Genomic DNA, 13,440 nt, shown 5'->3' with positions numbered 1-13,440 from the left:
AAAGCGAAACTTTGAGGAGGATATTGATGCTAGAAACAATAAAGCGAATTGTAGTGGTTGTCGTAATGGCGGCTTGTTTAGGTTTATTATTTGTAGGAAGTCATGATGTATCCGCAGAAACGATTTCCAATCAAGAAAATACTGAACAATGGGCATGGCCTGTTATTGGAACAATTACAGATACTTTCGGCTCAAGGCATGGTTCACATAGAGGTTTAGACATTGCAGCTCCTTTTGGAGATAAAATATATGCAGTTATAGAAGGTAAGGTAAAAAAATCTTATTATTCTTCTTCATCATATGGAAATGTCATTTTTATTGAGCATCCAAATGGGTATGAAACAGTGTATGCTCATTTAAGTAAAAGAAGTGTCGAAGAAGGAGATATGGTTGAACGCGGACAAATCATTGGTGATATCGGAAGTACCGGAAGATCCACAGGTCCACATTTACATTTTGAAGTACATAATGGAGAATGGAATTCTGCAAGAAATAATGCGATTAACCCATTAACAATTTTAACAGATGAACCAGTATTAATTACAACAAAGATTGAGGAAGAAAAGGAAAGACAGTCACAACTGAAACTTACACTCAGTAAAGGCTATAATTATCAGGAGCCTAATCATATTGAAAATGAAGAAACTTTAGTTGGAAATATTGAAGTAGCCAATATGCAAAACAATGAAGAAGCAGTTACAAATATTACAATCGATAAGGGTCAGACTCTTTGGGATATCTCAAAACAATATAATGTTACTATTGATTCTCTGATGACATGGAATCAACTAGATTCCTCACTTCTTTTAGTCGGACAATCGCTGGATATATATCATAACAAAGAAAAAACATATGTTGTAAAAGAAGGTGAATCCTTATCAGTTATTGCAAATCATTATGGAATGTCAGTCAATGAATTAAAGGCACTAAATAATCTAACTGAGGATTTAATTTTCCCAATGCAAGTCCTAATAATTGAAAAGTCGTAATCTTGCGATTTATGGAGAACTTATCCTTTCCCTCATAGTAAGTATTCGGTTATAATGATAAAAAACTAGAGGGGGAGTTCGATGCTTACTGATTATCATAATCACCTAGAGCTTGGAACACTAACAAATGATTATCTAATGGAATTTGTGAACACTGCAAATGAAAAAAAGATTGAACATTTCGGTATCTCAGAACATGCTTATCATTTTTATCAGACAAAGGATATTTTACGAAATCCTTGGGTGGATGAAAGACGTTACTATGACATGAAAGATTACGTGGCTCTGTTTATGGATGCCTGGAATAGGAATATTGATGTGAAAATGTCAATTGAAATGGATTATACACCAGGTAAACATAAAGAAATGGAGCAGTTTATCCGCTCATATAATTTTGATTATGTAATAGGATCCATTCATTGGATTAATGATTTTGGGATTGACTTGGCGGAATTTCGCAAAGAGTGGGACAGACGTGACTTACACGATACATATGAAAAATACTATGATCAAGTGGTTACTTTAGCTGAATCAAATTTATTTGATATTATCGGTCATATAGATCTTGTGAAAATATTTAAATATATCCCAGATGATGAAGAATTTTTGTTAGAACAGTTCGATAGAGCAACGACAGCACTTGCAAATTCTAAGACTTGTGTTGAAATAAGTACTGCAGGTTTACGTAAACCGATAGGAAAGCTGTATCCTGATCCAAGGCTTCTTCAAATGTGTTATGACAAAAAGATCCCAATTGTTTTGTCGTCTGATGCACATAAGCCAGAACACGTTGGTGCAGATTACGACCAAGCCATTAGACTTGCTAAAAGTGTAGGATATAAGTCGTTAATGACATTCAATAAGGGTGACAGGAAAGAGGTTCCACTAGACTAAATCCAATCTAATCTAAAAAAAATAAGCAGGCATTTGCCTGCTTTCTTTTATAGATCTATTTTACGGATATTTACTATATCACCGACATTTTTTAGAACATGGCCGACATTTTCTTGAATAGGTTTATCAAAGCTAAGCATCATAATTGCTTCTCCACCCATTTCCTTTCTGCCCACTTGCATTGTTGCAATGTTAATTTCATTATCCCCTAAAATGTTTCCTACTTTTCCGATAACCCCAGGTCTGTCTGTATGTTGGATGTATAGTAGGTTTCCTTCAGGCGAAAAATCGATATTAAATCCATTTAAACTAACAATCCTTCCACCGTAGTGTGCAACGTACGTACCGCGAATCTCAAAGGTTTTAGTTTCTCCAATGGCTACCACTGTAATACTATTAGAATACCCATACGTATTTGATGATACTTTATCTCCAAAGGTAATTCCAAGTTCTTTCGAAATCATCGCTGCATTTACCTCATTAATAGTCGTATCAATTCTTGTAGTTAGGAATCCAGATAATAAACCTCTTGTTATAAAGGAGGTTTCTAAATCAGTAACAGAACCAGCGTAGGTAATCGAAATTTCTTGAACTGGTTCATTCATGCATTGTGATACAATTAACCCCATCTTTTTTGATAATTCATAGTATGGTTGAATCTTTTCATATACGTCCTTCGACATTGCAGGTAAATTAATTGAAGATGTGACAGGTTTTCCATTAAAGAAATCGGAAACCTCTCTTGCAACTTGGCTTGCGACATTGAGCTGAGCCTCTTTAGTTGATGCCCCTAAGTGTGGAGTGGCAATTACTTGCTCAAATTCTATTAATCTTTGATTAGTAGGTGGTTCAATTTCAAACACATCTAATGCCATTCCTGCCACATGGCCGCTTTCTAAGAAATGGATGACCGCATTTTCATCAATAATTCCACCACGCGCGCAATTTAAGAGGTATACCCCTTTTTTTGTTTTTGCCAAATTTTCTTTACCTAGAAGTCCCTTAGTATCCTTAGTTAATGGTGTATGTACAGTAATAATGTCAGCAATTTTTAAAACTTCTTCGAGTGTACAAATATCTACACCTAATTTTTCTGCTCTTGTTTTTGGCAAAAATGGATCAAACACATGAACCTGCATATCGAATGCACGAGCACGCTTTGCAATTTCAGAACCTATACGACCAAAGCCGATGATTCCTAAGTGTTTACCTGCCAATTCCGTTCCTACATAGCTAGAACGGTTCCACTCTCGAGATTTAACCGATATATTTGCTTGTGGAATATGGCGCACTAGGGAAGCCATCATTGCAAATGTATGTTCAGCAGTTGATATTGTATTTCCATCTGGTGCATTAATAACAATTACACCATGTTTCGTAGCTGCCTCAACATCGATATTATCAACACCCACACCTGCACGTGCGATAATTTTGAGGTTTGACATTTTTGATAGAAGGTCTTCAGTTACTTTTGTTGCACTTCGTACCACTAGTGCATCATATTGATGTAATGATTCACTAACTTCATTGATATTTTTTTGAATGATCTGAAGGTGGGGGTTTTCTAGAAGGGGAGCTAATCCTTCATTACTCATTGAATCAGAAACTAATACATGAAACATCAAATCGACTCCTAACAGTTGAAATTATTTTATCTCGGAACTCTTAAATTTCTGATAATTTAACATAATAAGAATTGCATGTCAATGCGTTATAAGCTCATTTTTGGGATGTAAGCGGTTTAATGAAAAATATTTTTTTACAAAGAAAAAAGCCCTTTAAAAAGGGCTTTAGACAATGAATGTATCGTTCTATTCAAATTTAAGTGCATCACCGTCAAATGGTTCATCAGCTACTTTAATGGAATCTGTTGGACAGCCTTCGAAAGCATCCATCATATCTTCTTCTAATACATCAGGAATTTCAATGATTCCTTGGTTATCATCTAATGTTACGAATGCGATTCCTTCATCGTCATAATCATAAATATCTGGTGCTGCGGCTCCGCATGCTCCACAAGCAATACATGTTTCTTTGTCTACAATCGTATACTTTGCCATGAATAAATTACCTCCCAAATATCATTACCTTTATTTATATATAATCTTGTATAAGTCCCTCATCCCACTGATGTCGGTAAGATGGAAACGAATTCCTCATTCCTATTGTAAAACTGTTTGACAAACATTTCAATAGAAATATACAGTGAGAATGCTTATCATATAAGGGTTTTATAAAACAATGATAAGCAAACTACTTTCATACGAAAACATCACCATTTTATTGTAATATTTGTTAGAATAGAAATGAGTTACTACTTCGACAAATTCCTTTTTATTTGTCGAATGAAAAGGTGAAGGGTGATGAAGTGGACATGAATTATCGATCATTAATTATCCTCTATTGTTTACAAAAATTGAACGGGGAACGTTCAATTTTTGGAGCCTTTCATTTACTTGTAGGAAAAAAATCATCACAAACAATTTCTGATGGACAACTTTATCAGCTCGCTCATTTATTTGGTACATTGAATCATCTTACAAGAGAACAAGTTGAAGAGAGTGCTGATTTTCTGTTAAAGAATACATTTATTTATGAAATTGACCCAAATTCATATAAGTATTCTCTAACGAACAAAGGTGAAAACATTCTGGCAGATATATTAGACCAAAAGCCCTTACCTAAGGAATTAAACGGATGGAAATATTTCGATAAATCTAGTTTATTTTGGAAGAGACTATCTTTATTAACTCAAGTATTATCAAATTTAGTTTATACAAATAAAGATTATGTTACTATTCAACAAGATGAAGAGTTATTGGAATGGGTGAAGCATTTTTTAGCAACTCAAAAATTAAATCGTGCTGATTTAGCAATAAAACTGTATAACGAATGTCTACTTTGTCTGGAACAAGTTACTGAACTAGAGGCAAGTATATTTGTTATGAGGTTAACGAGTTCTAATAAAATTGGCTATACAATAGAACAGGTAAGTGCTTTTTATGGTGAGGATGAAACATGGTTTCATTTGCTTTTTATCAATTCACTTCATTCTATTCTAGCCTATATTGAAGAAAATACATTGGATTTCTCCATCCTTTCTCTTTTAGTTGTGACTCATAACGACATGTTAACCTTAACATCCTCCACTAGAAAAACTTATCATTTTCTATTACAAGGAAAGACTATTGAGGAAATTGCCAGTATTCGTAAACTTAAAAAAAATACAATTGAAGATCATGTAGTTGAGATTACTTATAATGTACCAAACTTTTCAATAAAGCCGTATGTATCAAAAAAGCATGAACTTAAAATTATAACAAGCTTACAACAGATAGATACGAAACAACTTAGATTATTAAAAGAATCGGTGGGGGACGGAATTACGTATTTTGAAATAAGACTTGTTTTAGCGAAATGTGGTGTAGTACATGAATCTAAATAAGATTCTACAAGAGAAATTTAATTATCCTTCATTTCGTGAGGGGCAGGAAGAAATCATTTCGGATGTTATATCAAAACATGATGTAATTGCAATGTTACCGACTGGTGGTGGAAAGTCGTTATGCTATCAACTTCCAGCATATGTGAATGAGGGAAGTGTTCTCATTATTTCTCCACTTATAGCGTTGATGGAGGATCAAGTCATACAGCTGAAAAAAATGGGAGAAAAAAGTGTCATTGCTTTAAATAGTTTCCTTCCCTATTTTGATAAAAGAGAAGTTTTAGCCAAGCTTCATACATATAAATATATATTTGTTTCACCCGAAATTCTTCAGTCAAAACGTGTCTATGAAGGTCTAAAGTCAATTTCAATTTCATTATTTGTAGTTGACGAAGCCCATTGTATTTCACAATGGGGGCATGATTTCAGGCCCGATTATTCACAACTTGGTCAATTTAGGAAGAAATTTGGTAATCCGCCTTGCCTAGCATTAACAGCAACAGCTACGAAAGAGGTCCTTATAGATATCGAGAAAAGCCTCCTTCTTGAAAATACGAAAATGCATATTTACTCAGTTGATCGAAAAAATATAGCTTTGGTTGTTAAACATGTACAAACAATTAACGATAAGAAAAGTGAACTTTTGAAGCTAGTCCAACAATTACAAGGACCAGGTGCAATTTATTTTTCGAGTCGCCTCTGGGCAGAAAATATCGCTGAATTTTTACGGGAAAACGGTCAAAATAAAGTTGCCTTCTATCACGGTGGAATGGAACAAGAAAAACGTATGTTAATTCAACAGCAATTTGTTAATAATCAAATCAAGATAATTTGTTGTACAAATGCCTTCGGAATGGGAATTAACAAATCTGATATTCGTTATGTCATTCATTTTCATTTTCCAAGTCAGGTTGAAGGCTATCTGCAAGAGGTAGGTCGTGCCGGCAGAGATGGAAAAGATAGCATAGCAATCCTACTCTATAATGAATTCGATGATGAAATTCCCGAAAGTTTGATAAAATATGAACTACCAACAGTGGTGCAAACTCAGCAATTACTTGAAAATTTGAATCATCAAATACAATTAGAAGGATCAGTAACATTAACTAAATTTGTAGAAGAACAATTACTTACTTTCATAGGTTTATCAGAAACACAATGGAGGTTCATCAAGAACTATTTACAATTAAATAACGTAATCGATAAGGAAATTACAATTGAGGCAGCACTTATAATTATTGAGCAAGCAGTAAAAGAACGTTATTTGTATAAACAAAAAAAATTAGTGGCTATGAGGAAATGGATTCATACAAAGAATTGTAGGCGTAAGGAAATGCTTCGTTATTTTGATGAGGAGATGATGGATAAGCCAAGCTCATGTTGTGATCACTGCACGATTAATTGGGATCTATACAGAAAAGAGATAGAAAATAACGATAGTTGGAAACCGCCAAATTGGAGACAAGAATTATATCATATTTTCCATAGAAATGAGTGAAAGATATGGGGAAGCGTCAAGCTGACATTATAAAAGAATTAACCGATAAGCAAGTATTATTTCATTTATATCTTACTCAAATAGTGGTATTGATTGTCTCGCTTATAATAGGATATTTGCTATTTGACAATATCGATTCGTTTCTAAATCTCTGGGACCTTAAGGATATTAATATTATTTTGGTCGGCGGAAGTACAGCTGTGATTGTAATTATGATTGATTTTATGTTAATGAAGTACCTTCCTAAATCAATGTATGATGATGGTGGAATTAACGAACGTATTTTTCAAAATAGAGGGATCGCTCATATTTTTGGATTATGTTTATTAATTGCTCTTGCCGAAGAGATATTATTTAGAGGTGTCATTCAGACCCATTTCGGAATTATGATTGCTAGTATCATTTTTGCACTTCTACATATACGTTATTTATATAAATGGGTGTTATTGATTTCGGTAGTTCTTTTAAGCTTTTTATTAGGATATATTTATGAGGTTACAGGTAATTTGGCGATAACTGTTTTTGCACATTTTATGATTGATTTTGTTTTTGCTGTAAAAATTAGGATGGAGAACCGGTGAAGAAATTCATAAGGACGAGGTGACTTTACTTTGGAACAACAGGACCATACAGAAGAAGAAATACATGAAAAACGTACATCCTTACCACCGAGAAGTGAAGTGCATAAGGATATCAAGAAAAAGACAAAATTTCGAATCAAATACCCGATTATACGATTGTTGGCACTATTTTTTGTATTATTGCCAATAGCTATTTTAAGCTTTTTTTATATGAATGATGATAAAACGGTGAAAAGCTCAATCCCTAAAGATAATTCACCATTTGAGAGTTTTGATTATGAAAAAAATAATGATCTCCTTCAATATGATGAGGATACTAAAAATGAAGAAAAGGTAGTCCCGGTCGATGGAGTAAAAAAAGACGAAGATATAGAGAAATCATCTGTTGAAAATATAAATAAACAGCTTGATGAAGATTTGCTTGATCAAAATCAAATGAAACCAAAGGTAGATGTATCCAAAAGCACTCCTCCAGAATCAAAAAAAGAAAAACGAAAAGTTGAATATGAAATAAAATACCATAAAGTAAAAGCAAATGAAACCTTATTTAGAGTTTCGAAGAAATACTATAATAGTAGGGATGGAGAAGAGTTGCTTAAACAGTGGAATGATATTAATGGGGATACAATTTACGAAGGACAGGTATTGAGAATACCGATAAAAATTTCAAGTGGAAATTAAGTAATCGAGAGGCTAACTCTCGATTTTTCGTTTGAGTGACATATAAAAATGGACGGGCTCATACTTTAAATAATAGTAGTACACAACTTTTATGAAGAGGGGTGGGTCGTATCGAGAAACAAATTAAGGATCTTAATGATTGTACGGATGAAGTGACTAAACATATGCTTCAACACTCACTTAAACGAAAAAGGAAATACGAAATGCTAAAAAGAAGATCAACTAACTTGAAATTATTGACTCTATTTTTACTCACTTGTTTTCTTATCTATATAATGGTTGCTATTATCAAACCAAATAGTCACTCTGCTGGTAATATTGTTAGTATTTTTCTGAATAATGGTTTTCACTTTTTTGTAGTTATACTAATAGGGGGGCTTTATGGTGGGATTCGATTTGTAGATAAGAAGAAGGACGAGGCAGAGGATAAATACCATGCAATTCGATGTGAAATTATTGATAAAAGTAAAGATCTTTGGAAGCAGCCTGATCAATGGAAGGAACGCGAGTTTGTGTTTGAAATGATGAAGCGTGAATTTGATGTCAATCTGTACCATGAAAGCAAATAGCTGAACATCCCGTTCAGCTATTTATATATTATTAAAAGAACTTCTTTTTGTCTCTTTCTTCTTTCAGAATTTCAACCGCTTCTCTGAACCTCATTGAATGTATGATCTCACGTTCTCGTAGAAAACGTAAGCCATCATTCAAATCTGGGTCATCACTCATATTAATGATCCATTGGTATGTCGCGCGCGCCTTCTCTTCAGCAGCGATATCCTCGTATAAATTTGCAATCGGATCGCCTTTGGCCTGGAAATATGTAGCAGTAAAAGGGGCACCTGCCGCATTGTGAAAAAATAAATCAGAGTCATGATCAACATAATGTGGTGCAAGGCCAGCTGCTTTTATTTGCTCTGGGGTAGCGTCTTTTACTAACTTATATACCATTGTTGCAATCATTTCCAGATGGGCTAATTCTTCCGTCCCGATATCATTTAATAGCCCGATTACCTTGTTAGGTATCGTATATCTTTGATTCAAATAACGCAAAGCTGCTGCAAGTTCACCATCTGCTCCCCCATATTGTTCCAGCAAGTACTTTGCTAAAGTTGGGTTACATGTACTTACTTTAACGGGATATTGTAGTTTTTTTTCGTATATCCACATTTTTGAAGCTTCCTCCTCTGCTAATCTATTTTTTGATTTCTACAATTAAACTTGCCATGGCCAAGGTACATCCTTCCAATCCCAAGGATAATTAGAATAACTATGACCAAATTGAAGCAATGGACCGAATTTGGATTCGAATACTTTTGCAAGTTTCCTTCGCTGCTGTGAACAGTGATTAAATTGTTGTATGGCCTCATAATCATTTGGATGGGTGTCTAAGTATAAGGTAAGCTCGACAAGTACAAAATCAACAGCCTGAAGTTCCTCTAATAACGTGTAATATTCAGGAGGCAATTGCTTCATAATTTCTCCTCCCTCTTAGCTTTTTCATACGGGTTATACCACGGATCGTAAAAAATTGGCCAAAGCGTACCTTTACATAGTGCTTCTTTTGGGGAAAATTGAGGTAGATTTGGGGGTTGGAAGTTTATATATAGTTGAGGTGGGGTAGAGTATGATTTGCACGTAATCGGCTTACATGGATCAAATGGTCCTACAAATGGATACCATTGTTTTCTAAGTGTAAACATTTTGAAACCTCCCTTAGATGTCTGATAACAAATTGATGTCATTCTAATTTATGGTGTATACATCAAAAAAATGACAATGTTTCTACTATACTAAGAATATGTATGGTACCATCCATTTACTTTGTATGAAATACAAACTTTTTTCATATTTTGTTAAGGGGAGGAGGATAATGTGGTGTGGAAATTAATTAATGGAATCATCGGCTTTATTTCAGGTTATTTATTTATTTTATTTGTTCCAATTGATCACTCATTTAAACTTTCCTCTTTATTTATTCAATTTATTGTAAATCCATTCTTCTTTTTTATCGTAATGATCTGCTTTTTGATTGGATTTCTTACTAACTCCATTTTAATCAAAGGTATAATTGAGGGGACTTATAAATTATTTAAGGGTTTTAATGTTTCAATTCCACAATTATTAATGTGTTATAGTGTATTGATAAGTTATCTTTTTTTATTTATTTTAGGATGGTTGCAAACATTTTTACTTTTAGTTTTTTCATTGATATATGGTATCATATCAGTAGATTTTAAAAAGGATACTGTATTTGGAATTGATGGGTAGGGGGAACAGATGATACTCTTTTTTATATTCATTTTTATTTTATTATTTTTAATTGGCTGTTCATTGCTTTATTATATGTGGAGAATGGCAAACCAAAATAACGTATGCAAACATACTTTATCGTTTGATACTTTTCCTAAAAGCTTTGAAGAAGTATCGATTTTTTTTATCTCGGATATACATAGAAGGAAGATTTCTGAAAAAATTGTACAAGAAGTAAAAGGGAAGACAGATATCGTAGTAATTGGAGGGGACCTGACAGAAAAAGGGGTTCCATTTGAACGGGTTAAGGATAATCTTCTACAATTAAAAAAGATTGCACCAACTTATTTTGTTTGGGGTAATAATGATTATGAGGTAGATTATCACATGTTGGATTCACTAATGCTGGAGCATGGAATTAAGATATTAGATAATACAGCAGCATTATTTGAATCCGCAGAAGGTGAAAAGTTTGCGCTACTCGGTATAGATGATTTGAAATACGGGAGGAGCAATTTAAATGTTGCACTATCCGATTCAAGTGAACAGAACATATTTAGGATATTAATATGTCATAATCCAGCAATAAAGAGAATTATTCAACCTGAGCATCAAATATCTTTCATCCTTTCAGGTCATACACATGGTGGACAAATAAGATTGTTTAATTTAGGGATGTATAAAAAAGGTGGCATTGAAAAGTTTGGACAGACAACAATGCTCATCAGCAACGGGTATGGCACATCAAGACTGCCTTTGCGACTAGGTGTTCAACCTGAAACACATTTAATAACGATTAGACCATCTCAAAATGATATATTACATCATTAAGCAATATACAATGCCTATATAAAGGAATGTATCAATAAATCTAAGAACAATATCGTTGAATTTTCATAAACTACAGTAAGGATGCAATGTGTGACGGTGAGGGAGGGTTCCTAATGCGTCTTGAGCGCTTAAACTATAATAAAATCAAGATATTTTTAACTTTTGATGATTTATTTGAACGCGGCCTGAGTAGAGAAGATCTTATGTCGGATTCACTTAAAGTCCATCAATTATTTCGGGATATGATTGAAGAAGCAAGTTCTGAACTTGGATTTGAAGCAGACGGACCTATCGCTGTTGAAGTGTATTCATTACAGGCACAGGGTATGGTAATTATTGTTACGAAAGGTTCTACAGAACAGGAAGAGGATGAAGAATTCCTTGATGATTATATAGAAATGCAAGTTACACTTGATGAAAGCAACGATATATTTTACGAGTTTCATACTTTTGAAGATGTAATCCAGCTTTCGTCGAGATTATTTGAACTCTCCATTTTAGGAGGAAGATTATACTCATTTGAAAATTTGTTTTATCTATTGATTGAAGAGGATTCAAAATTGATAACTGAAAATTTAATTGCAATATTAGCCGAGTTTGGAAATCCAGCTACAATTACAAAGCATAGGGTTCATGAATATGGAAAGATTATTTTTCAAGAATATGCTATGAAAGATATCTATCATTATTTTATTCGAAGATGAAGGATCTCTACTATATAGGGGTTCTTCTTTAGTGGATAGGTATTTATTGTATAAAACAAACATTTTTTTGGCACCGTTTTCATTATTTAATGTTAAAAACAAATTCTTTTATTTTTCATCTTTGCATAAACAATTGGAAGGTGTATACTAGTGACTGAAAAGGTGGACAATAATAGTATCTGGAATTTTTTCGATGTATCACCTTTTTATTATTATTGGGAATACAGTGAAAAATCTTGGGAGGTTTACAAATGGTAGCCGAAAACAATAAGGACAACTCACAAAATAATATTGATAAATTGGATGTCCTGAAATCTACACAAACAGTAATACATAAGGCTTTAGAAAAATTAGGGTACCCTGAAGAAGTATATGAATTACTAAAAGAGCCAATCCGAATGATGACAGTAAAGATTCCTGTTAGAATGGATGACGGTTCAGTTAAAATATTTACTGGTTATCGAGCACAACACAATGATGCTGTTGGACCTACAAAAGGTGGAATTAGATTCCATCCAAATGTTACAGAAAAGGAAGTTAAAGCGCTTTCTATTTGGATGAGTTTAAAATGTGGAATTGTTGATTTACCGTATGGTGGTGGTAAAGGCGGAATTATTTGTGATCCAAGAGATATGTCATTCCGAGAACTTGAACGATTAAGTCGCGGTTATGTTCGTGCGATTAGTCAAATTGTAGGGCCAACAAAAGATATTCCAGCACCGGATGTATTTACAAATTCACAAATTATGGCCTGGATGATGGATGAATATAGTAGAATTGACGAATTTAATTCACCTGGATTTATAACTGGAAAGCCACTCGTACTAGGCGGATCACATGGAAGGGAAACTGCTACAGCAAAAGGTGTTACACTTGTAATTAGAGAGGCTGCAAAAAAGAGAGGTATTGATCTCAATGGTGCACGTGTCGTAGTTCAAGGTTTTGGTAATGCTGGAAGCTTTTTATCTAAATTTATGCATGATGCTGGTGCAAAAGTAATTGGTATTTCAGATGCATATGGAGGCTTATATGACCCTAATGGGTTAGATATAGATTATTTGCTTGACCGTCGTGATAGCTTTGGTACGGTTACGAAATTATTTAATAATACAATAACAAATAAAGAATTATTAGAGTTAGACTGTGATATTCTTGTTCCCGCAGCAATCGAAAATCAGATTACTGAAGAAAACGCCCATAATATTCGTGCGAGTATTGTAGTAGAAGCAGCGAATGGTCCAACCACTTTGGAAGCGACTGAAATTCTAACTGAACGCGGAATTTTATTAGTACCAGATGTATTAGCAAGTGCCGGTGGTGTAACTGTTTCTTATTTTGAATGGGTTCAAAATAATCAAGGATATTACTGGACTGAGGAAGAAGTCGAGGAAAGACTTGAAAAAGTAATGGTGAAATCATTTGAAAATATATATGAGACTGCACAAAATCGTCGAGTTGACATGAGACTTGCAGCATATATGGTTGGGGTTAGAAAAATGGCTGAAGCTTCTCGCTTCAGAGGTTGGATTTAGGGTATATCATTTGCATATAATAATAAAATCTC

At 33.9% G+C, this 13,440-nt stretch carries 16 protein-coding genes; 11 read left to right on the top strand and 5 right to left on the bottom strand.

What is annotated here, in order from left to right; all coding sequences use genetic code 11:
* The first annotated feature begins 26 nt into the window (after window positions 1-26).
* Both MJG50_RS05585 and MJG50_RS05580 read left to right on the top strand, forming a co-directional pair.
* The gene (locus MJG50_RS05585; RefSeq protein WP_240253487.1) at window positions 27-989 is read left to right on the top strand and encodes a M23 family metallopeptidase; all 963 of its coding nucleotides are present in this window, start codon (window positions 27-29) and stop codon (window positions 987-989) included.
* Between the two features lie 81 nt (window positions 990-1,070).
* Window positions 1,071-1,883, top strand: coding sequence for a histidinol-phosphatase (locus MJG50_RS05580; RefSeq protein ID WP_240253485.1), 813 nt, complete (start codon window positions 1,071-1,073; stop codon window positions 1,881-1,883).
* A gap of 47 nt (window positions 1,884-1,930) precedes the next feature.
* On the opposite strand, the gene serA is transcribed toward MJG50_RS05580, so the two are convergent.
* A complete protein-coding gene (gene serA / locus MJG50_RS05575) occupies window positions 1,931-3,505 on the bottom strand; it encodes a phosphoglycerate dehydrogenase (protein ID WP_240253483.1) in 1,575 nt (524 codons plus the stop codon).
* A gap of 189 nt (window positions 3,506-3,694) precedes the next feature.
* On the bottom strand, window positions 3,695-3,943 hold the full coding sequence (locus MJG50_RS05570; RefSeq protein WP_240253481.1) for a ferredoxin: 249 nt from the start codon (window positions 3,941-3,943) through the stop codon (window positions 3,695-3,697).
* A gap of 278 nt (window positions 3,944-4,221) precedes the next feature.
* On the opposite strand from MJG50_RS05570, the gene MJG50_RS05565 reads away from it, so the two are divergent.
* The 5 genes from MJG50_RS05565 to MJG50_RS05545 all read left to right on the top strand — a co-directional run bounded on the left by MJG50_RS05565 (window position 4,222) and on the right by MJG50_RS05545 (window position 8,657).
* Window positions 4,222-5,328, top strand: a complete 1,107-nt coding sequence (locus MJG50_RS05565) for a YpbB family protein (RefSeq protein WP_240253479.1) — start codon at window positions 4,222-4,224, stop codon at window positions 5,326-5,328.
* Window positions 5,315-6,826: a RecQ family ATP-dependent DNA helicase gene (locus MJG50_RS05560; protein ID WP_240253478.1), complete on the top strand. Its 1,512-nt coding sequence runs from the start codon at window positions 5,315-5,317 to the stop codon at window positions 6,824-6,826. The genes MJG50_RS05565 and MJG50_RS05560 overlap by 14 nt, the downstream gene beginning before the upstream one ends.
* A 5-nt stretch (window positions 6,827-6,831) precedes the next feature.
* A complete protein-coding gene (locus MJG50_RS05555) occupies window positions 6,832-7,407 on the top strand; it encodes a CPBP family intramembrane glutamic endopeptidase (protein WP_240253476.1) in 576 nt (191 codons plus the stop codon).
* Between the two features lie 30 nt (window positions 7,408-7,437).
* Window positions 7,438-8,088 carry a LysM peptidoglycan-binding domain-containing protein gene (locus MJG50_RS05550; RefSeq protein ID WP_240253474.1) on the top strand — a complete coding sequence of 217 codons (651 nt, stop codon included), beginning with the start codon at window positions 7,438-7,440 and terminating at the stop codon, window positions 8,086-8,088.
* Window positions 8,089-8,189: 101 nt separating this feature from the next.
* The gene (locus tag MJG50_RS05545) at window positions 8,190-8,657 is read left to right on the top strand and encodes a YpbF family protein (protein ID WP_240253472.1); all 468 of its coding nucleotides are present in this window, start codon (window positions 8,190-8,192) and stop codon (window positions 8,655-8,657) included.
* A gap of 31 nt (window positions 8,658-8,688) precedes the next feature.
* On the opposite strand, the gene MJG50_RS05540 is transcribed toward MJG50_RS05545, so the two are convergent.
* Genes MJG50_RS05540 through MJG50_RS05530 form a run of 3 tightly spaced genes read right to left on the bottom strand, consistent with a single transcriptional unit; the run spans window position 8,689 to window position 9,791 of the window.
* Window positions 8,689-9,258 carry a manganese catalase family protein gene (locus tag MJG50_RS05540; RefSeq protein ID WP_240253470.1) on the bottom strand — a complete coding sequence of 190 codons (570 nt, stop codon included), beginning with the start codon at window positions 9,256-9,258 and terminating at the stop codon, window positions 8,689-8,691.
* A gap of 45 nt (window positions 9,259-9,303) precedes the next feature.
* On the bottom strand, window positions 9,304-9,564 hold the full coding sequence (locus tag MJG50_RS05535) for a spore coat protein CotJB (protein ID WP_240253468.1): 261 nt from the start codon (window positions 9,562-9,564) through the stop codon (window positions 9,304-9,306).
* Window positions 9,561-9,791, bottom strand: coding sequence for a spore coat associated protein CotJA (locus tag MJG50_RS05530; RefSeq protein WP_240253467.1), 231 nt, complete (start codon window positions 9,789-9,791; stop codon window positions 9,561-9,563). Before MJG50_RS05530 ends, MJG50_RS05535 begins: the two co-directional genes overlap by 4 nt.
* Before the next feature lie 175 nt (window positions 9,792-9,966).
* On the opposite strand from MJG50_RS05530, the gene MJG50_RS05525 reads away from it, so the two are divergent.
* From MJG50_RS05525 to MJG50_RS05510, 4 genes are all read left to right on the top strand, one after another.
* Window positions 9,967-10,359, top strand: a complete 393-nt coding sequence (locus MJG50_RS05525; protein ID WP_240253466.1) for a hypothetical protein — start codon at window positions 9,967-9,969, stop codon at window positions 10,357-10,359.
* Between the two features lie 9 nt (window positions 10,360-10,368).
* Window positions 10,369-11,172, top strand: a complete 804-nt coding sequence (locus tag MJG50_RS05520; protein WP_240253465.1) for a metallophosphoesterase — start codon at window positions 10,369-10,371, stop codon at window positions 11,170-11,172.
* A 113-nt stretch (window positions 11,173-11,285) separates the two neighbouring features.
* Window positions 11,286-11,876, top strand: a complete 591-nt coding sequence (locus MJG50_RS05515) for a genetic competence negative regulator (RefSeq protein ID WP_240253464.1) — start codon at window positions 11,286-11,288, stop codon at window positions 11,874-11,876.
* 251 nt (window positions 11,877-12,127) lie between these two features.
* Window positions 12,128-13,408, top strand: coding sequence for a Glu/Leu/Phe/Val family dehydrogenase (locus MJG50_RS05510; protein WP_240253463.1), 1,281 nt, complete (start codon window positions 12,128-12,130; stop codon window positions 13,406-13,408).
* Window positions 13,409-13,440: the final 32 nt, after the last annotated feature.

This window comes from Fredinandcohnia quinoae (genome assembly GCF_022427965.1).
GTDB classification, from domain to species: domain Bacteria; phylum Bacillota; class Bacilli; order Bacillales; family Bacillaceae_L; genus Ferdinandcohnia; species Ferdinandcohnia quinoae.
Note: the sequence above shows the minus strand (reverse complement) of the source record. Positions and strands in the feature narration are given on the sequence as shown.